This is a genomic window from Pseudomonas sp. 1 R 17, from assembly GCF_900067035.1.
In the GTDB taxonomy this organism is placed as follows: domain Bacteria; phylum Pseudomonadota; class Gammaproteobacteria; order Pseudomonadales; family Pseudomonadaceae; genus Aquipseudomonas; species Aquipseudomonas marginalis.
This window is the reverse complement of sequence record NZ_FKLB01000021.1, coordinates 88,014-107,855: the sequence shown is the minus strand read 5'-3', so window position 1 is coordinate 107,855 and position 19,842 is coordinate 88,014. Positions and strand designations below refer to the sequence as shown.

18 protein-coding genes are annotated in these 19,842 nt (G+C 61.2%); 11 read left to right on the top strand and 7 right to left on the bottom strand.

Translation table 11 applies throughout. The features are described 5' to 3' along the window. Positions 1 to 11 precede the first annotated feature (11 nt). Together BFP99_RS05855 and BFP99_RS05850 are read right to left on the bottom strand one after the other, a co-directional pair. Positions 12 to 734 (bottom strand): TorF family putative porin, encoded by a 723-nt coding sequence (locus tag BFP99_RS05855; RefSeq protein ID WP_027603777.1) that lies wholly within the window; start codon positions 732 to 734, stop codon positions 12 to 14. A gap of 206 nt (positions 735 to 940) precedes the next feature. Beyond that, on the bottom strand, positions 941 to 1,120 hold the full coding sequence (locus BFP99_RS05850) for a hypothetical protein (RefSeq protein ID WP_003193095.1): 180 nt from the start codon (positions 1,118 to 1,120) through the stop codon (positions 941 to 943). Between the two features lie 322 nt (positions 1,121 to 1,442). Here BFP99_RS05850 and BFP99_RS05845 point away from each other — a divergent pair, with 322 nt between their 5' ends. The 3 genes from BFP99_RS05845 (at position 1,443) to BFP99_RS05835 (ending at position 4,431) form a co-directional block, all read left to right on the top strand. Next, the gene (locus BFP99_RS05845) at positions 1,443 to 2,279 is read left to right on the top strand and encodes a CvfB family protein (RefSeq protein ID WP_053133042.1); all 837 of its coding nucleotides are present in this window, start codon (positions 1,443 to 1,445) and stop codon (positions 2,277 to 2,279) included. Positions 2,280 to 2,392: 113 nt separating this feature from the next. Beyond that, positions 2,393 to 2,791, top strand: a complete 399-nt coding sequence (locus BFP99_RS05840; RefSeq protein ID WP_065946853.1) for a DUF2177 family protein — start codon at positions 2,393 to 2,395, stop codon at positions 2,789 to 2,791. Positions 2,792 to 2,988: 197 nt separating this feature from the next. Next, a complete protein-coding gene (locus BFP99_RS05835) occupies positions 2,989 to 4,431 on the top strand; it encodes an NCS1 family nucleobase:cation symporter-1 (RefSeq protein WP_065924700.1) in 1,443 nt (480 codons plus the stop codon). Here the strand turns inward: BFP99_RS05835 and BFP99_RS05830 are convergent. Continuing rightward, a complete protein-coding gene (locus BFP99_RS05830; protein ID WP_065946852.1) occupies positions 4,343 to 5,551 on the bottom strand; it encodes an MFS transporter in 1,209 nt (402 codons plus the stop codon). The genes BFP99_RS05835 and BFP99_RS05830 overlap by 89 nt on opposite strands. A 103-nt stretch (positions 5,552 to 5,654) precedes the next feature. Between BFP99_RS05830 and BFP99_RS05825 the strand changes: the two genes are divergently transcribed. The 3 genes from BFP99_RS05825 to BFP99_RS05820 all read left to right on the top strand — a co-directional run bounded on the left by BFP99_RS05825 (position 5,655) and on the right by BFP99_RS05820 (position 8,905). Then, positions 5,655 to 6,548 carry a putrescine utilization regulator PtrR gene (locus BFP99_RS05825; protein ID WP_065946851.1) on the top strand — a complete coding sequence of 298 codons (894 nt, stop codon included), beginning with the start codon at positions 5,655 to 5,657 and terminating at the stop codon, positions 6,546 to 6,548. A gap of 143 nt (positions 6,549 to 6,691) precedes the next feature. Next, positions 6,692 to 6,814 (top strand): PA1414 family protein, encoded by a 123-nt coding sequence (locus tag BFP99_RS33540; RefSeq protein WP_003193089.1) that lies wholly within the window; start codon positions 6,692 to 6,694, stop codon positions 6,812 to 6,814. A gap of 483 nt (positions 6,815 to 7,297) precedes the next feature. Further along, positions 7,298 to 8,905, top strand: a complete 1,608-nt coding sequence (locus BFP99_RS05820) for an NAD(P)-dependent oxidoreductase (RefSeq protein WP_065924697.1) — start codon at positions 7,298 to 7,300, stop codon at positions 8,903 to 8,905. Positions 8,906 to 8,970: 65 nt separating this feature from the next. Here the strand turns inward: BFP99_RS05820 and BFP99_RS05815 are convergent, their stop codons facing one another. Genes BFP99_RS05815 through speB form a run of 4 tightly spaced genes read right to left on the bottom strand, consistent with a single transcriptional unit; the run spans position 8,971 to position 13,286 of the window. Continuing rightward, entirely contained in the window at positions 8,971 to 10,353 is a 1,383-nt protein-coding gene (locus BFP99_RS05815) for a sodium:solute symporter (RefSeq protein WP_065946850.1), read from the bottom strand. 24 nt (positions 10,354 to 10,377) lie between these two features. Continuing rightward, positions 10,378 to 11,892, bottom strand: a complete 1,515-nt coding sequence (locus tag BFP99_RS05810) for a purine-cytosine permease family protein (RefSeq protein ID WP_065946849.1) — start codon at positions 11,890 to 11,892, stop codon at positions 10,378 to 10,380. 21 nt (positions 11,893 to 11,913) lie between these two features. Then, complete coding sequence (locus BFP99_RS05805; RefSeq protein ID WP_065946848.1) at positions 11,914 to 12,336, bottom strand: YybH family protein; 423 nt, start codon at positions 12,334 to 12,336, stop codon at positions 11,914 to 11,916. Beyond that, positions 12,336 to 13,286: an agmatinase gene (speB, locus tag BFP99_RS05800; protein WP_017845302.1), complete on the bottom strand. Its 951-nt coding sequence runs from the start codon at positions 13,284 to 13,286 to the stop codon at positions 12,336 to 12,338. The genes BFP99_RS05805 and speB overlap by 1 nt, the downstream gene beginning before the upstream one ends. A gap of 149 nt (positions 13,287 to 13,435) precedes the next feature. Between speB and BFP99_RS05795 the strand changes: the two genes are divergently transcribed. The 5 genes from BFP99_RS05795 (at position 13,436) to relA (ending at position 19,794) form a co-directional block, all read left to right on the top strand. After that, entirely contained in the window at positions 13,436 to 14,329 is an 894-nt protein-coding gene (locus BFP99_RS05795; protein WP_065924693.1) for a LysR family transcriptional regulator, read from the top strand. 6 nt (positions 14,330 to 14,335) lie between these two features. Then, on the top strand, positions 14,336 to 14,941 hold the full coding sequence (locus tag BFP99_RS05790; protein WP_065924692.1) for a tRNA-uridine aminocarboxypropyltransferase: 606 nt from the start codon (positions 14,336 to 14,338) through the stop codon (positions 14,939 to 14,941). 231 nt (positions 14,942 to 15,172) lie between these two features. Beyond that, positions 15,173 to 16,075 (top strand): cysteine synthase CysM, encoded by a 903-nt coding sequence (gene cysM / locus BFP99_RS05785; RefSeq protein ID WP_015885254.1) that lies wholly within the window; start codon positions 15,173 to 15,175, stop codon positions 16,073 to 16,075. Further along, positions 16,075 to 17,427: a 23S rRNA (uracil(1939)-C(5))-methyltransferase RlmD gene (gene rlmD / locus BFP99_RS05780; protein WP_065924912.1), complete on the top strand. Its 1,353-nt coding sequence runs from the start codon at positions 16,075 to 16,077 to the stop codon at positions 17,425 to 17,427. The genes cysM and rlmD overlap by 1 nt, the downstream gene beginning before the upstream one ends. A 123-nt stretch (positions 17,428 to 17,550) precedes the next feature. Continuing rightward, positions 17,551 to 19,794, top strand: coding sequence for a GTP diphosphokinase (gene relA / locus BFP99_RS05775; RefSeq protein WP_027603791.1), 2,244 nt, complete (start codon positions 17,551 to 17,553; stop codon positions 19,792 to 19,794). Positions 19,795 to 19,842 lie beyond the last annotated feature (48 nt).

Below are 19,842 nucleotides of genomic sequence, written 5' to 3'. Positions count from 1 at the left end.
AGTTCAGCCCATCAATAAAACGACCGCACCGCCTTCAGGGTCAACAGGCCATCGCATTGCGAATTGTGTCCGGAGTAGGCCGAACAATCGCCACCGCTGAGGCTGGAGTCGCTGTAGATCAGGTCCAGGTCGATGCCTTTCCAGGCGCGGGAGAACTGTACCGACCAGTCGCTGAAGCTGCTGATGGTGCCGCCCTCTACCGAAGCCGGCGTGCCCAGCTGATGGGTGGTGTATTTCATGCTGACGCCGATGCCGAAGGGCTGGGTACCGCCGAGGTCGGCGAACAGCGTGCTGTCCTGGCGGTCCGGGTCGTTGCTGAAGGAAGCGCCGAAACGATTGCCGAGTAGATTCAGACCGCCGTAGAACTCCTGGCTGTCGAGGGGGCTGAGCTTGGGGTAGCTGTAGTGGATCAGGCCGACTTCATAGCCCAGGGTCTGGTCGAAAGGGTGCTTGAACCCCATGTACGAATCGACTTCGAGAGTGCTGGCCGAGGACAGGCCCATGTTCGGCGAAAACTGGCCGAAGTACAGGCCGCTGTCATGGCTCAGGTCCAGCCCGCCATGGAACGAGTCACTGCCCGGCGAGGTCGGCTTGACCAGGCCCTGGGCCATGCTGCGGCTGGGGGTGGTGCCCAATTTCAGGTCGAAGTCGCCCAGTTCACGCTGGAAAATCTGCGCTTCGGCGAGAGGGCTGGCCGCCAGAATACTGGCCACGAAAATGCAGCGTTTAAGCATGCTTCACTCCATGAAAAGCGAGGAGCAGTAACGGAAAAATAGGGCAGATGCCCGTGCTAGACGTGTGCAAGCATACCGGCGAATGTCAGGAGGTGAGGCCCGTTCGTCGATTTGCACGTTTTGAAGGTGACGCGAGAGGGTATTTCGGGCTCTAGTCCTAGCGCCTTGAAGGCAAGACGCTTAGGGACCAGATGTGCTGCGCGGTATTACTTTTTACCCAGGCTGATCTGCTTGGACGGGCCGAAAGTCTGGCCGCTCACGCCCTTGGCAATTTGCTGGATTTCGCCACCGGACTTGAGGAAAGCAGCAATCTGGCTGTTGATCGATTCGCTGGTTTCAACGGCGGGAGCTGGCTTTGCTTTGCTGTTGGATGCTTTTACACGCATGGCGGCCACTAACCTGTAGAAAATTAACTTGGCCAGGCATCGTACAGGAAATACTTGACAATTGCTTGGTAAATATCCCCCGGGAATAAGAGCGGCAGCTGAAAACAGCCAAAGTTTATTTTTGATATTAGCCCCTAACTTACTGTTTTAACTCGAAACCACGGGCTGAGCCGGCACCGGCGGCGTGGCAAAATTCAGCCGAATGATCGGACGAGCGGGGCGGTGCCACTGGAACGCCGGGCAAACCCGCGATTTTTCAGGCGCACGCGCGTGGCAAGCGCAACTCGGGTAGAATGCCGCCCACGCAATGAGGGTATTGGAAATGGCTTTAGTCGGGCGCTACAACAGCTTGCAAGTGGTTAAACACACTAACTTTGGTTTGTACCTCGATGGTGCGCAAGATGGCGAAATCCTCTTGCCTAATCGGTATATCCCCAAAGATATTCCCAGTGAAGATGAAGACTGGCTTAACGTTTTCATTTATCTGGACAGCGATGACAAACTTATCGCCACTACCGAAAAACCGAAAGTTCAAGTCGGCGAATTTGCCAGTTTGAAAGTCGTGGAAGTCAACAGTATTGGCGTGTTCCTCGACTGGGGCTTGCCAAAGGATCTGTTGCTGCCGTATTCGGAAGAGAAACGTCAGATGACCGCCGGTGAATACTGCGTGGTACATGTCTACCTCGACAAACACACCAAGCGTATTACCGCGACCGCGCGCCTCGACCGCTACCTGGACAAGACGCCGGCCAACTACGTCGTGGGCCAGGAAGTCGACCTGCTGGTCGCCGAAGCCACCGACATGGGCTTCAAGGCGATCATCAACAACAAGCACTGGGGCCTGATCCACAAGAACGAAGTGTTCAAGTTTCTGCGCCCGGGCAAGGAAGAGAAAGGCTTTATCAAAGAGATCCGCGCCGATGGCAACATCAGCCTGAGCCTGCAACCGGTCGGCCAGGAAGCGGCGTCCAGCCTCAACTCGAAGATCCTCGCCAAGTTGCGTGAAAACAACGGCAGTTTGCCGGTCAGCGACAAGAGCGACCCGGCGGTGATCAGCAACTTGTTTGGCGTGAGCAAGGGCAACTTCAAGAAGGCCATTGGTGCGCTCTACAAGCAGGGCCAGATCGTGATTCACGCGGATCGCATTGAACTAAGCTGAGTGCGGTTTGCTCTTCTGTAGGAGCGAGCTTGCTCGCGAAAAAGGTCCATCCGACACCGTGATGCGCCTGGAATATTTTCGCGAGCAAACTCGCTCCTACAGAGGCTGCATCAATGTCCAAGAAGTCTGTCTTCGCCTACCTCGGCACCTTGCTTGCCTTCCTGATCCTCGACGGCCTCTGGCTTGGCGTCCTCATGGGCCCGACCTACAAATCCCTGCTGGGTCCGCTGATGCTCGATCAGCCTCGCCTGTTGCCCGCAGTGCTGTTCTATCTCCTATATGTCCTCGGTTGCGTGGTGTTCGTGGTCTTGCCCAGTGCCAGCTGGCAACGCGCGGCCCGACTGGGTGCGTTGCTGGGCGTGGTGGCCTACGGCACCTATGACCTGAGCAACTGGGCCACGCTGCAAGGCTGGTCCGGCGGGTTGGCGGTGATGGACATGGCCTGGGGCACCTTCCTCACGTCGGCTTGCTGCACGGTCGGGTACTTGTGTGCACATCGGGTGCACCGGTGATTGTGTACAGGATTAATCTGCACCGTTGCTGAGCGCAGTCCCCGTTACTAAAGCTCTGTGTAGCCCTTTGGAACGCGGTTTTAGAGGGATTGTGTGCTATTGGCACGTATTCTGCTGACTGTCTCGTATACAAACCATGCCGCCTCCCGTATGCACCCCGTGACGGAAGCGCAGGCCGGTATGACGAGGAGCCCGCGATGACCGAACAATTGCCCAAAGGCTACAGCCCCCGCCTGTACAACCAGGACCTGGGGCCGCTGCCGCAAAAGTGGACCTGGTACAACATCTTTGCCTTCTGGATGAGTGACGTGCACAGCGTGGGTGGCTATGTGTTCGCCGCCAGTCTGTTTGCGCTGGGGCTGGCCAGTTGGCAGGTATTGATTGCCTTGCTGGCAGGCATTTGCATTGTGCAATTGATTGCCAACCTGGTGGCCAAGCCCAGCCAGCAGGCCGCCGTGCCCTATCCCGTGATCTGCCGGCTGGCGTTTGGCGTGTTCGGCGCGAACATTCCCGCCGTGATTCGCGGCTTGATTGCGGTGGCTTGGTACGGGATTCAGACCTACCTGGCGTCGAGTGCCCTGATCATTGTGGTATTGCGCTTTTTCCCACAGATGGCGGTGTTTGCAGAGCCGCATTTTGCCGGCCTGTCTTACCTGGGCTGGTTTGGTTTCCTCAGTTTATGGGTGTTGCAGGCGGCCGTGTTCTGGGCCGGCATGGAGTCCATCCGCCGCTTTATCGATTGGGCGGGGCCGGTGGTCTATGCGGTGATGTTTGCCCTGGCCGGCTGGATCGTCTGGAAGGCAGGGTGGGCGAATATCAGCTTTACCCTGGCGGAAAAATCCCTGTCGGGCTGGCAGGCGTTCGGCCAAGTGATCGTGGCGACGGCACTGGTGGTGTCGTACTTTTCCGGGCCGACCCTGAATTTCGGTGATTTCAGCCGTTATTGCCGCAGCATGCAGGACGTGCGGCGCGGCAACTTCTGGGGCTTGCCGGTGAACTTCCTGGCGTTTTCCCTGGTGACCGTGGTGATCGTCTCGGGCACCTTGCCGGTGTTTGGCGAAATGCTCCATGACCCGATCGCTACCGTCTCGCGCATTGATAACAGCATGGCGGTGCTGCTGGGCGCTTTTGCATTTGTGACTGCCACCATCGGCATCAACATCGTTGCCAACTTCGTGTCCCCGGCGTTCGACTTCGCTAACGTCGCACCGAGCAAAATCAGCTGGCGCGCCGGTGGCATGATCGCCGCAGTGGCGTCGATCTTCATCACCCCGTGGAACCTGTTCAATAACCCGCTGATGATCCACTACACCCTGGATATTCTCGCCGCCTTTATCGGCCCGCTGTTCGGGATTCTGCTGGTGGACTTCTACCTGATCAAAAAGCAGAAGATCGACGTGGACGCGCTGTTCGATGACAGCCCGAGCGGGCGCTATTACTTCGACGGCGGTGTGAACTGGACGGCGGTCAAGGCCCTGGTGCCTGCGACACTGGTGGGTGTTGCGATTACCTTCACGCCGGCGTTGCAGGGCATGGCTAACTTTGCCTGGTTCACCGGCTGCTTCCTGGGTGGGCTGTTTTTCCTGGTGTTGGCGCGGCGTGAGCAGGTTCGTGCGCCGGCACCGTTGGTCGCCGGCTGACCAACACCCCTCCCGCCACTGACAGGCCTGCACCGGCAATCACCAGCGCCGGTTGCAGGCCACCGCTCAGGTGACTGCTCACCGACGCCAGCAACGGCCCACTCAATTGGCCGATGGCAAAGCTGGCGGTCAGCAGCCCGGTGCTGCGCTGATAGCCGTGGGGCGCAACGTCCCGCAGGCGCGCCATCACCAACTGCATGCAGGCCAGGAACGGCCCGCCGCACAGCAACACCCCCAGCGCCAGGCCCCAACCGTTGCCCAGCAGGCAGGCGAATACCCCGGCCGCCTGCAGCCACAACGTGGTCATCAGCCAGCGGCGGGTGGTGTCCGGGTCCTTGGGACGCAGGCTTGCGACCACTACCCCAATCGCCGCGGCCAAACCAAAGCAGGGCCAGAACAGATCAGCCTGCCAGGCGCCCTTGAATTGCGCGCTGGCCATCTGTGACAGGAAGGTCGCCGGAATGATGTAGCCCAGGCCGAACAACACGTAGATCGAGCACAGGTGAGTAATGCTGCCGTTGCTGGCCGTGTCGGCGTGGCTTGCAACAGGCGCAGTGACGGCGGACGGCTGTGGCAGGAAGGGCAAGATTGCCAGCAGCATCACCAGCGCCACTACGCCGTAGATCAGCCACAAGGTTGCAGAGCTTTGGCCCAACAGGTTGGAGCCCAGCGCCAGCAACCCGGTCAATACAATCCCCAGCCCCGGCCCGGCGAACACCAGGGCGCCGAGGCGTGCACGCCCGGCGGCAATCGCCAGCGGCTGGCTCAGGCTGGTGATCATCACCAATGCCCAGGCACTTGCAACGCCGGTACCGAAGCGCAACAGCATGTGTGGCCAGAAACCCTGGGCCCAGTACGACGCCAGGGTCAGCAGCACGCACAACCAGAGCCCGCCATACAGGCGACCCCGCACATGGTGATGGCTGCGCGCAAAAATCGAATCCACCGCGCCCACGAAGTAGCCCAGGTAATTGGCCGCTGCGATCAGTCCGGCGCCGGTCAGGTCGATCTGGCCTTCACTGAGCAAGTGGGGCATTTGCGGGGTAAGGGCGAAGCGGCCAATGCCCATGGCCATCATCAGGGCGATAAAGCTGGCGAGTAAGCGGGTGAGGGGTGACATGGTCGGGTGTCCTGCGGGTAAGCGAATACCGTCAGGCTAGAGCGGATTGACTTTCTGTAAAAATGAATAATAGTGAGTAACTTGTTCAGTTTTGGAGAAAGCCATGGAGTTCAGTCAATTGCGCATCTTCCAGGCCGTGGCGGAAGAGGGCTCCATCACCCGCGCTGCCGAGCGCCTGCATCGAGTGCCGTCGAACTTGTCGACCCGGCTCAAGCAGATGGAAGAACAGCTTGGCGTGGAATTGTTCGTGCGCGAGCGCCAGCGCTTGCAGCTTTCTCCGGCGGGCAAGGTGTTGCTGGACTACAGCACTCGTCTGCTGGCGCTGCATGATGAAGCCCATGGCGCCGTGCAAGGCGGGCAACCGGCCGGCAATTTTGTACTGGGCAGCATGTACAGCACGGCAGCAGTGCATTTGCCGAAGCTGCTGGCGTGCTATCACAAGGCGTATCCGATGGTGAACCTCCAGGTGCTGTCGGCGCCCAGCGGTGAACTGCTCGAAGGGTTGATCACCGGTCGCCTGGACGCCGCATTTGTGGACGGGCCCATCACGATTGCCTCCCTGGACGGTGTGGCCCTGTGCGAAGAACGCCTGGTGCTGATATGCGAAGCCGACCACCCACCGGTGCGCGGGCCACAGGATGTTGCTGGCCGTTCGGTGTTCACTTTTCGCCGCAGTTGCGCCTACCGCGCGCGCCTGGAAACCTGGTTTTCCCACGAGCACGTCGCCATGGGGCGGGCGATTGAGATCGAGTCTTACCAAGGCATGCTCGCCTGTGTCATCGCCGGTTCAGGGGTGGCGCTGATGTCCGAATCCATGCTCGACAGCCTGCCAGGTAAGGACAGCGTGTCCGTTCATCCGCTGACAGGGCAATTTGCCACTGCGACGACCTGGCTGATGTGGCGAAAGGGTATGCTCGGCGCTAACCTCAACGCATGGATCGACCTGCAGCAAGAGGGCAGGGCCGAGGTCCTGCAAGACGCACGTGCGATTGCTTGAGCGATCCGTCAGGATTTGCATCAATTCAGTAACAGTTCGTTGTGGTTTCATTCAAGCAATACGTAGGACTTAGGGCTACTATCAATGTAGGAAAAGGCGACAGAACTTGCGCCGACCAGCATTTCCCTCAAAGGGGGCAAACCATGAAAGAGAAAATCCAGAACTGGCTCCACGACCTTGGCGTTGCATTGGGCTTGATCGAGCCACCCCTGCAACCGGTGCCGATTCGTACCGATGACGAGCAGCGTCGTCCTCGCCGCAGATAATCTCTGGCTGAAGCAGGATTAAAGGTGGGGGCGAGTAAGCCCGCTCCCACCGTTTATTTTGCGCCAGGCAAAACCAGCGGGCGTGACATCCCACGTCGCAGCGTCCATGCAGAACTTTTAACGCCAGCCATGCTCTTCGCCGCCCAAGTCACCCTTGCCTCGGGCCTGCGCGATAGCACCCTCACGCCCTAACACTCACTCGCCTCAGTGTCTGAACAATCGTTCGGATGCGAGCGTCTGCTTTCAGGAACTGCCTGTCATCCCTCGGTAACCTAGGCAAGTAGTCCGAATCCATGCAGGTCAGTCAGGCCTCTGACCTTCACGTGTCGGAATCAGGCTACTTGTTCATCAGAAGTGGCTGGCTTATTCAATTCAAACCATGAGCGTAGGTTGAGCTCCTCAACGGCCTTCCAATAACGCCCCACCTTTATTGAAGGGCTCTCTGCGAGGCATCAGTCCGTCAGAAGTGTTGGAGACACAGCTATGAGGCTCTCTTCCATTCCGCCAGTCGCCGCGTCACTCATCGCCATAACCGGAAATATCCTGCATCTCGCACCGGTGTCGAGAGTCTGGAAGGCTCACGCACCCAGCAACGTGGTGTTCTTTCCCCCGACATTGACCAAACACGATCTGCTCATACAGATCGGTCTCCTGAGTCCATCGGCGATCATTGTCGGGGACCAGGCGATCGATGCAGACGTCATCGCTCAATGGCGCATATCCCACCCGTTTGGCGACCTCCATTTGATCCGCAGAGGTACGAGCCTGGATAAGGTGCGACTGGACCTTTGCGGCTCCAACGACATCCGCGTAGTCAATACGCCGGGGGTCAACGCGCCACATGTCGCCGCCTATATGGCGCGCTGGCTGACACTGGCCGATGGCTCCCTGCCGCGCGACATCTGTGTGCTGGGATACGGCAACGTGGGCAGGGAGCTGGTCAAGTTGTTGCTTGATCGAGATCCGGAGGTTCGGATCAAGGTATTGGATCGACATGGTCAGAGGCCGGACACTCTCGGCAGAGCCTATTCCGACAGCCGAGTGTCCTTTGGCGTGGACTGGTTCGAGGTGCTGGAGGGGGCTCGTGCCGTCGCTATCTGTTTATCCCTGAATGATGAGTCCACCCATCGCATTGATCGGGCCCTTATTCAGTGCCTGCACAGACAGGCTCGTCTGGTCTGCGTCGCCAAGCCGGATGTCTTCAGCGATGACGCTTTGCGGGCCCTGGCAACGGCTGAAGCTATCCAGCTTGTATTGGACTACGGGCCTGGGACACTGGATGCATTTCGGGTGCGCGCGCAGGCACTCGGCTGCAGTGTCTCCAAGTGGCGCAAACCGGCGACCCTGACAACCCAGGCGGCAATGACTGAAGCCTGCCATGGCGACCTTGACTATGCCGTCTCGATTCAACTGAGCCTGACCGCCTTGCGCTGCCTGGTCCGGCGCAAACTTGCCCACTCATTGATGATCCCCGCGCAACAGGCAGATGCCGGCGCGCCGCGCGTATCGATCATCGGTCGAGGCATCAACGGCCTGCTCCAAGCCGTGATGTTCCGCCTGGCCAATTATCAGGTCTCGGTCTACGGAGGACATCAGCAGAGCGATGGCGCCAGTCATAAGCAGGTGAACATGCGCCACCTTTCAGCCACGGAGACGACTGCAAAGCCGCTGGACAACGCTTATCTGACGCCTGGAAACCAGTACCTGGCCGTGGAGTGCAACCGTGCAGGCATTGAGCTGTTTGAAAAGTTTCTGGCCGACAATCCATCAATTGACGCATCGGGCGACGATCTGGGCATTGCGCATTTGATGGATGAGATAGAGGCGCTTTTGCGGCGCGCTGGGGTTTGGTTCCTGCCCCAGCATCTGAGTCCGGCCCGCATTGCTGAACTGAGCAGAGAACAGTTCGTCGTCACGGCCATGGAAGGAGAGGAGCCTGATGGACTGTCGATAGTTTATTGCTCCGCCTACAACCGCATTGCCGCCGGCGGGACGTATGCCGGGGGCACCACCCAGGGATTGGTGTGGGCCTCCTTGGTCGAGGAAATCATCCAGACTAAGGCGCCAGCAGTTTCCACAATGTACTCATGATAAAAAACGGGCGCGACATCCGACGTCGCGCCCGCTGAAGAAACCGCTCTAAATCCCGCTCTATCTCAAACCGCGCTGGCCGCGACCCCCTCGGGCCGGCGTGACAACACACTCACCAGCACAAAACTCACCAGCGCCACTGCCAGGCTGTAGTAGATCGGCGTGTTCGCATCCAGGCCATCCTTGAACATGAACACCAGCGCCGTTACAAAACCCAGGCTCATGGACGTGATTGCCCCCGACGTGGTCGCGCGCTTCCAGAAGATCGCGCCGATCAGCGGGATCAGCATGCCACCCACCAGCAGGTTGTAGGCCAGGGTCAGGGCGCTGATCACGTCATTGACCACCAGTGCGATGCCCAGCACGACGATACCGGTCAGCATCGTGAACAGGCGGTTGATTGCCAGGCTCGATTGTCTGCCGCCGCGCAGGCGTGGCAGCAGGTCTTCGGTCAATACGGTGGAGGCGGCGAGCAAGCCGGCGCTGGCGGTGGACATCATCGCCGCCAGTGCCGCCGCGATCACCAGGCCGCGGATGCCGTCCGGCAGCGAGACTTTGACGATGGCCGCGAACGCGTTGTTGACGTTGTCCAGGTCCGGAATCAGTACATGGGCCGCCATGCCGATCAGCGCACAGGCGAGGCCGTAAAGGATGCAGTAGAAGCCGGCGAAAGTGCCTGCGTACTTGGCGACCTTTTCGTCGCGGGCGGTGAACACCCGCTGCCAGATGTCCTGGCCGATCAGGATGCCGAAGAAGTAGATCATGAAGTAGGTGATGATCGTGTCCCAGCCGATCGCGGTGAAGCTGAAGCTCGATGCCGGCAGCTTGGCCACCAGCTCATCCCAACCGCCGACGCGGTACAGGCAGATCGGCAGCAGGATAAACATCAGGCCGACGGTCTTGATTACGAACTGCACGATGTCGGTGAGGGTCAGCGACCACATGCCGCCGATGGTCGAGTAGACCACCACCACACCACCGCCCAGCAACACCGAAATCCAGAACGGCAGGCCGAACAGCACTTGCAGCACCGTGCCGATGGCCAGGATCGAGGTCACGCCGATCATCAGCGCATAGGCCAGCATGATCACCGCACTCGCCTGGCGGGCCATGGGGTTGTAGCGTTTTTCCAGCACCTGGGTGACGGTGAAGATTTTCAGCTTGAGCAGCGGCTTGGCCAGGAACAGGTTCAGCGCGATGATCCCCATGCCCAACGCCGCACACAGCCAGAAGCCGGAGATGCCATGCACATAACCCAGGCGCACGGTACCGACGGTGGATGCACCGCCCAGTACCGTGGCGGCCATGGTGCCCATGTACAGCGACGGGCCCAGGTTGCGACCGGCCACCAGGTAGTCTTCGTGGGTCCTGGCGTGGCGCATGCCGTAATAGCCGAGCACGAGCATGCCGGCGGCGTAGATGAGTACGACGAATAAATCCAAAGCCATGACGGCGGGTCTCCGATTATTGTTTTAGGTAACAGGCGAACTTGTTGTGGGAGCGGAGCCTGCTCCCGCAGGGCTGCGAAGCGGACCCTTGGGGCCATACACCGAAGCCGGCTCCGGAAACACACGCAACAACGTCAGGTACACCACCGACGCCAACCCCAGCGTCACCGGCAGGCTGATATCGATGCCATCGGCCAGGTTGCCCAGCGGCCCGACAAACTGCCCCGGCAAGTTGACGAAGCACAGGCCCACCAGCGCACTCGGAATCCAGGCCCCCAGCCCGCGCCAGTTCCAGCCATGGCTGAACCAGTAGCGGCCGCCGGTTTCACCCCGGGTAAACACCTGCAGGTCATCGGGGCAGTAGAAGCCGCGACGCACGATCAGGCCGATGATCATCATCACCATCCATGGCGTGGTGCAGGTGATGATCAGCACCGCGAAGGTCGACACGCTCTGCACCAGGTTGGCGGCGAAACGTCCGATAAAGATGAAGGCAATCGACATCACCCCGATCAGCAGCGTGGCCTTGACCCGCGACAGCAGGCGCGGGAACACGCTGGACATGTCCAGTCCGGTGCCATACAGCGAGGTGGTGCCGGTGGACATGCCGCCAATCACCGCGATCAGGCACACCGGCAGGAAGAACCAGGTCGGTGCCACCGCCAGCAGACCGCCGACGTAGTTGTTGGCCGCGATGTAGTCCGGCGCCTTGATCGCCACGATGGTGGCGGTGGTCAGGCCGAACAGGAACGGGATCAAGGTGGCGATCTGTGCCAGGACTACCGCCAGCATGATGCGCATTTTCGGCGTCTCACGCGGGATATAGCGTGACCAGTCACCCAGGAACGCCCCGAAGGAAATCGGGTTGCTCATGGCCACCAGCGCCGCGCCGATAAAGGCCGCCCAGAAGCCGGTCTGGCCCAGGGCTACGGTGCCGGCGAAGTGGCTGTCGAAGGTCGGCGCGAACGCGAAGATGCCCAACAGAAACAGCAGGCTTGCCGCCCAGACCGCAATGCGGTTGACCCACAGCATGAAGCGAAAGCCGTAGATGCACACCGTCAGGACAAGCATGGCGAATACGCCGTAGGCCAGGCCCAGGGTCAGGTCGGTTTCCGGCAGGCCGATCAGCCGTTTCGCACCGCCGACCAGCGCATCGCCTGAACTCCACACCGACAGTGAGAAGAAGGCAATCGCCGTCAGCAATGACAGAAACGAGCCGACAATCCGCCCGTGCACGCCGAAGTGCGCACCGGAAGACACTGCGTTGTTGGTGCCATTGATCGGCCCGAACAGGCCCATCGGCGCCAGGATCAACGCACCCACCAGCACACCCAGCACAATCGCCCAGACGCCGGCCTGGAACGACAGGCCGAACAACACCGGAAAGGAACCGAGCACGGCGGTGGCAAAGGTATTGGCGCCGCCAAAGATCAGGCGGAACAGATCCTTGGGGGTGGCGGTACGTTCGTTGTCCGGGATCTGTTCGACCCCGTTGGTTTCTATTGTGCGAATACTTTTATCGTTGTTTTTATTATTCATGATCAGCTCCGATCACATTGGCTAAGGGGACGGCAGCCCTTCCGGCATAGCGGACAAATGTTCGTGACAGGCCAGCCACGGGCCTTCTTGTTGTTCTGTGCGAGATCCTTGGCGTTTGAAGACAATGGTCTCGCGTTCCTGGCTAAAGAATTGCTCCCCGTTCATGCGCAGCTCGGTGGCCACGTTATGGATAAATATCGCCACGTCACCCTGCAGGCTGACCACGGCGTTACTTGAGGTGCAGGACAGCACCTCAAATCCTTCATCCCGGCGCCAGCTGTCCCACAACGCCTGGTAGGCATCGCGACTGAGCAGCGGTTGGGGGAGGGTGTAGAACACAAAGCTGGCATCGGCCGTGAACGCGCCGAAGTAGGCGGCGCGGTCGTTACGCGCAAAGGCCGACACCAGGTCGGCGGCGGCTTTCAATACCTGCGGCACGCTCATCAGCGGTGCGCCACGCCAGGCAGTACGCAGAGCATCTCGTACAGCAGGTTGGCGCCCAGCAGCGAGGTGTTGCCGGTGGTGTCGTAGGGCGGCGAAACTTCTACCAGATCGCAACCAATCAGGTCGAGGCCCTGGCAGCCACGGATGATTTCGATCGCCTGGATGGTGGTCAGCCCGCCGATTTCCGGGGTGCCGGTGCCGGGCGCCCAGGCCGGGTCGATGCCGTCGATGTCGAAGCTCAGGTACACCGGGCCGCCGCCGACTTTTTCCCGCACCTCGGCCATCAGTGGCGCGAGGGAGTGGTGCCAGCATTCTTCGGCCTGCACTACGCGAAAGCCCTGTTTGCGGCTCCAGTTGAAGTCTTCGGCGGTATAGCCCTGGGCGCGCAGGCCGATCTGCACCACGCGGTCGCAATCGAGCAGGCCTTCTTCCACGGCGCGGCGGAAGGTGGTGCCGTGGGCGATTTTCTCGCCGAACATATGGTCGTTGACGTCGGCGTGGGCATCGATGTGCACCAGCCCGACCTTGCCGTGTTTCTTGTGGATCGCCCGCAGGATCGGCAGGGTGATGGTGTGGTCGCCGCCCAACGTCATCGGGATCACGTTGTGCTCGAGAATCTCATCGTAGGCCTCTTCGATGATGCGCACGGCGTCCAGCAGATTGAAGGTGTTGATCGCCACGTCGCCAATATCCGCCACTGACAGCGAGTCGAACGGCGCGGCACCGGTGGCCATGTTGTAAGGGCGGATCATCACCGACTCGGCGCGGATTTCACGCGGCCCGAAGCGGGTACCGGCGCGCAGCGAGGTGCCGATGTCCAGGGGCACGCCGATAAAGGCCGCATCCAGGCCCTTGGCCGATTGCAGGTGGGGAAGACGCATCATGGTGGCGATGCCGGCGAAGCGCGGCATTTCGTTGCCGCCCAGTGGTTGGTGGAAAATCTTGTCCACGGGATTGCCTCATCGTTGTTGTGTTTATCAGGGGCCGATTCTGCGAAAAGCGCAGGAAGGGAAGAATCGGCAGGGGCAAATACTTAGTTCAGGTTTTTCTAAACTAATGCGGGCAGGTAGACTGCCCACATCTACACCCGGAGCCGACCATGGCCAGCGCCTTGCCCGACCTGAAACTCCTGCGCATCTTCGTCAGCGTCGTGCGCCACCAGGGGTTCGCCAATGCCCAGCACGAACTCAACCTGTCCACCTCGGCCATCAGCACCTACATGAGCCAGTTGGAAAGTGCGTTGGGCCTGGTGCTGTGCCATCGCGGGCGGGGTGGGTTCAGCCTGACCAGCAAGGGCGAGCTGTTTCACCAGGAAACCTTGCGCCTGCTCGGCGAACTGGAAGGCTTCGAGCAATACGCCGCCGCGCTCAAGGGCGAGCTGCGCGGGACGCTCAAGCTCGGCGTGCTCGACTCTACAGTGAGCGACAAGGCCTTGCCGTTCGCCGAGGTTATCGGCGCCTACAGCCTGGAGCACCCGGCGGTGCACCTGAATCTATCGGTGATGAGCCCCTACGAACTGCAACTCGGCGTGCAGGACAACCGCCTGGACCTGGCCATCGGTGCCTTCTCCAACCGCATGAGCGGGCTGATCTACATGCCGCTGTACCGCGAGCAGCACTGGTTGTATTGCAGCACCCGCCATCCGTTGTTCAGCGAACGACGCATCCCCGAGCAGGTGATCACCCAGCAGCGCATGGTCGGGCGCGGCTACTGGAGCCAGGCCGAACTGGCGCGCCACGGCTTCAAACACAGCGCCGCCACGGTGGAAAGTATGGAAGCGCAGTTGATCCTGGTGCTCTCCGGTGCCTACATCGGCTACCTGCCCGAGCACTACGCCCAGGCCTGGGCCGACAAGGGCGACCTGCGCGTATTGCTGCCGGCGACCTTCGGCTACCAGGCGCCGTTCTCGATGATCATGCGCCGGGGTCGCAGCCGCGAACCGCTGATCCAGACCTTCCGCGATCTACTCAAAGCCCAGCTCAACCAGGCCTGAACAACCATGTCCCGACCCCACTGTTCCCGCTGCCTCAGGCCCGCCGCCCATTGCCTGTGCGCGCTGATTCCCAGCCTCGACAGCCGCACACGTGTGCTTTTTTTGCAGCACCCGAGCGAAGTCAACCATGCGCTCAATACCGCGCGGCTGGCGGCGTTGGGATTGAACAATGCGCAGTTGGTAGTGGGCGAGGTCTTTGATGATCTGCCGACCCTGTTGAACCCGCCCGGCTATCAGGCGCGGCTGTTGTTTCCGGCTGACGATGCCCAGCCGCTGCAAGCCTATGCTCCCGGCGATCAGCCGTTATTGTTAGTGGTGCCCGACGGCACCTGGCGCAAGGCGCGCAAACTGCTGCACCTCAATCCTTTGCTGGCGGCGCTGCCTCGGGTGACGCTGGTCGAGGGCGCCGTGTCCCGCTATCGACTGCGCAAGGCGCCGGGGCCAGGGGCGTTGTCGACGGTGGAGGCGATTGTGCAGGCGTTGCAGGTGCTGGAGGCGCCGGTGTCGTTCGAGCCGTTGCTCAAGCCGTTTGATGCATTGATCGAAGGGCAGATTGCGGCGATGGGGGAGGAGGTCTTTCGGAGAAATCATGGCGATGGGCATTTGCGCTAGGCGGGATATCGAGGCGCGGCCATCGGGGGAAAGCCCCCTCCCACATTCGACCGAGTTCCAGCATGAGAATGCGGTCCAGTGTGGGAGGGGGCTTGCTCCCGATGGGGCCCTCAAGCTCACCCTCTTTTCCGCTTATTCCTTTAAGCCATAAGCACCACACTTTGCGTGATATGGCCCGCCGACCTTTCCCGGTATGATGTTCGCCCCCGCAGTCTGGATTGCGAATACGCCATGACCTTGCAGTACCCTACAATCGCCGATTGCGTCGGCAACACGCCCCTGGTCCGCTTGCAACGCATGGCGGGTGAAACCAGCAATACCCTGTTGCTCAAGCTCGAAGGCAACAACCCGGCCGGCTCGGTAAAAGACCGCCCGGCGCTGTCGATGATCACCCGCGCGGAACTGCGCGGGCAGATCAAGCCCGGCGACACCCTGATCGAAGCCACCTCGGGTAATACCGGGATCGCCCTGGCCATGGCCGCCGCGATCAAGGGCTACAAGATGGTGCTGATCATGCCCGACAACGGCAGCGCCGAGCGCAAGGCGGCGATGACCGCCTATGGCGCCGAGTTGGTGCTGGTCACCCAGGAAGAAGGCATGGAAGGCGCCCGCGACCTCGCCGAGCGCATGGCCGCCGAAGGCCGTGGCCAGGTGCTGGACCAGTTCGCCAATGGGGACAACCCCGAAGCGCACTACACCACCACCGGTCCGGAAATCTGGCGCCAGACCCAGGGCACCATCACCCATTTCGTCAGTTCCATGGGCACCACCGGCACCATCATGGGCAACTCGCGCTACCTCAAGGAGCAGAACCCGGCGATCCAGATCGTCGGCCTGCAACCAATGGAAGGTGCGGCGATCCCAGGCATTCGTCGCTGGCCCGAAGAGTATTTGCCGAAGATCTACAACGCGACGCGCGTGGACCGCATCATCGACATGGCCCAGCGTGAAGCCGAAGACACCACCCGCCGCCTGGCGCGTGAAGAAGGCATCTTCTGCGGCGTGTCGTCCGGCGGCGCCGTGGCGGGTATGTTGCGCTTGTCCAAGGAAGTGGAAAACGCGGTGATCGTCGCGATCATCTGTGACCGAGGCGACCGTTACCTGTCGACCGGCATTTTCGACGAACCCAACTGATGGCCAAGCACGAGAGAGGCCTGCGCTTCCAACCGACGGGCGGCAGCCGGGCCCCACAGATTCCCGTGGGCAAGAAGCAACGCCTGACCATCGAGCGCCTGGCCAACGACGGCCGCGGCATCGTGTTCTTTGAAGGCCGCACCTGGTTTGTCAACGGTGCGCTGGCCGGCGAAGAGGTTGAAGCGCGAGTGTTGGGCACCCACGGCAAGGTGGTCGAGGCCCGCACCGAGCGTGTGTTCACGGCCAGCGAACTGCGCCGTCCGGCACCGTGCGCGCACTTCGGTCGCTGTGGCGGTTGCAGCGTGCAGCACTTGCCCCATGCCGAACAACTTGCCCTGAAACAGCGCATGCTCGCCGAGCAACTGTCCCGCGTGGCCGGTGTCGAACCGCAGGAGTGGGCCGCTCCATTGAGTGGGCCGGAATTCGCTTACCGGCGCCGCGCCCGGGTGGCGGTGCGTTGGGATGCCAAGGCGAAGAAGCTCGAGGTGGGTTTCCGCGCCGTGGCCAGCCAGGACATCGTCGCCATCGATGATTGCCCGGTGCTGGTACAGGCCTTGCAACCGATCATGCAGCGCCTGCCGAACATGCTGCGCCGCCTGAGCAAACCTCAGGCCCTGGGGCATGTGGAGTTGTTCAGTGGTTCGTCCGTCGCCGTGTTGCTGCGGCATATGGCGCCGTTGTCGGGGGCGGACCTGCTGATCCTGAAAGAATTCTGCAGCTTCCATGACGCCCAGCTGTGGCTGCATGGTGAAGGTCAGCCGGAACCGATTGAGCCCGATCAGTCACTAGGGTTTCGATTGGACCCATGGGACTTGGAGTTGGCGTACCGACCGGGGGATTTTGTCCAGGTCAACGCCGGGGTCAACGAGGCGATGGTTGCCCAGGCCCTGGACTGGCTGGCGCCGCAACCTGCTGAGCGGGTGCTGGACCTGTTCTGCGGCCTGGGCAACTTTGCCCTGCCGCTGGCGAAACAGGTGTGCGAAGTGGTGGCGGTGGAAGGTGTGCAGACCATGGTGGACCGGGCTGCACGGAACGCCATCAGCAACAATTTGCATAATGCGCAGTTTTTTCAGGCCGATTTGTCCCAGCCTTTGAATGACGTGGAATGGGCCAAACAGGGCTTTTCTGCGGTACTCTTGGACCCACCCCGCGATGGTGCCCTGGAGGTTGTGCGCAAGCTCGCCACCCTGGGGGCCAGGCGCCTGGTGTATGTGTCCTGCAACCCGGCGACGCTGGCGCGGGACACGGTTGAGCTGGTCAAGCAAGGCTACCGGCTAAAACGTGCCGGGATCCTCGACATGTTTCCGCAGACAGCGCATGTCGAGGCCATGGCGTTATTTGAAGCGGGCTAGGATGCCCGTTTAATCCGACTGGCCTGCGTTCTCCAAGGCCTATGATCTGCCGCGGAGCTCGCAGTAAAAAGGTCGGCGATGATTTTGGCGCATCCAAGGTGCGTCATAGGGAAGGTAAGCAAGATGGTACAGGTGAGAGCACACCAGCCGATCAACACCGACGGCAGTATCAATCTCGAGGCATGGCTGGATCATGCCATCAGTGTCGACCCGGCACTGGACCGTGAAGCCTTGAAAGCAGCCTGCGAGTTCGCTCGTGAGTCTGAGCAACAAGACAATGCAGCGAAGAACCTGTGGGCCGAAGGCACTTCCAGCTTTCGCACCGGGTTGGAAATCGCCGAGATCCTTGCCGATCTCAAGCTGGACCAGGACTCGCTGATCGCCGCCGTGCTCTATCGCGGCGTGCGCGAAGGGCACATCCAGTTGCCGACCGTCAGCCAGCGTTTTGGCGCGGTGGTGGCCAAGCTGATCGACGGCGTGCTGCGCATGGCCGCCATCAGCGCCAGCCTCAGCCCGCGCCAGTCCATGGTGCTGGGCACCCAGGGTCAGGTGGAAAACCTGCGCAAGATGCTGGTGGCGATGGTCGACGACGTGCGTGTCGCCCTGATCAAGCTGGCCGAACGCACCTGCGCAATCCGTGCGGTGAAGACCGCGGACGACGAAAAGCGCAACCGCGTTGCCCGCGAAGTCTTCGACATCTACGCGCCCCTGGCCCACCGCCTGGGTATCGGCCATATCAAGTGGGAGCTGGAGGACTTGTCCTTCCGCTACCTCGAACCTGATCAATACAAACAGATCGCCACGCTGCTGCACGAGCGGCGGCTCGACCGTGAGCGCTTTATCAGCGACGTGATGGGCCAGTTGCGCGCCGAGCTGCAGGCCACCGGGGTCGATGCCGACATCAGCGGCCGCGCCAAACACATCTACTCGATCTGGCGCAAAATGCAGCGCAAGGGCCTGGCCTTCAGCCAGATCTACGATGTGCGTGCGGTGCGCGTGCTGGTGCCGGAAATGCGCGACTGCTACACCGCGCTGGGTATCGTCCATACGCTGTGGCGGCACATTCCCAAGGAGTTCGACGACTACATCGCCAACCCCAAGGAAAATGGCTATCGCTCGCTGCACACCGCGGTGATCGGCCCCGAGGGCAAGGTGCTGGAAGTGCAGATCCGCACCCACGCCATGCACGAAGAGGCAGAACTGGGCGTGTGCGCGCACTGGCGCTACAAGGGCACCGACGTCAAGGCCGGGTCCAACCAGTACGAGGAGAAAATCTCCTGGCTGCGCCAAGTGCTGGAATGGCACGAAGAACTCGGCGACATCGGCGGCCTGGCCGAACAGTTGCGCGTGGATATCGAGCCGGACCGGGTCTACATCTTCACCCCCGACGGCCATGCCATCGACTTGCCCAAGGGCGCCACGCCGTTGGACTTCGCCTACCGCGTGCACACCGAGATCGGCCATAACTGCCGAGGTGCCAAGATCAACGGGCGCATCGTACCGCTCAACTACAGCCTGCAAACCGGCGAGCAGGTCGAGATCATCACCAGCAAACACGGCACGCCGAGCCGCGACTGGCTGAACCCGAACCTGGGCTACATCACCACATCGCGGGCGCGGGCGAAGATCGTCCATTGGTTCAAGCTGCAGGCGCGCGACCAGAACGTCGCCGCCGGCAAGACCCTGCTCGAACGCGAGCTGGGCCGCCTGGGCCTGCCCCAGGTGGACTTCGACAAGCTGGCCGAAAAGGCCAACATGAAGATCGCCGAAGACATGTTCGCCGCCCTCGGTGCCGGCGACCTGCGCCTGGCGCAACTGGTCAACCTGGCCCAGCAACTGGTCGAGCCGGAGCGCGGCAACGAACAACTGGAGCTGATCCCACGCAAGGCCACCGGCTACAAGCCCGGCAAGCGCGGCGATATCCAGATCCAGGGCGTCGGCAACCTGCTGACGCAAATCGCCGGCTGCTGCCAGCCGTTGCCGGGGGATGCCATCGTCGGCTACATCACCCAAGGCCGTGGCGTAAGCATTCACCGCCAGGACTGCGCCTCGGTGCTGCAACTGGGCGGGCGCGAGCCGGAGCGGATTATCCAGGTCAGCTGGGGTCCGGTGCCGGTGCTCACCTACCCGGTGGACATCATCATCCGTGCCTACGACCGTTCCGGCCTGCTGCGCGACGTCTCGCAAGTGCTGCTCAATGAGCGCATCAACGTGCTGGCGGTCAACACCCGCTCGAATAAAGAGGACAACACCGCGTTGATGTCCCTGACCATCGAGATTCCGGGGTTGGACGCGCTGGGGCGACTGCTGGGGCGGATTTCCCAGTTGCCGAACATCATTGAGACGCGGCGCAACCGTACCCCATGATTCGCAGAATGAATGCAGGCTAAATGTGGGAGGGGGCTTGCTCCCACA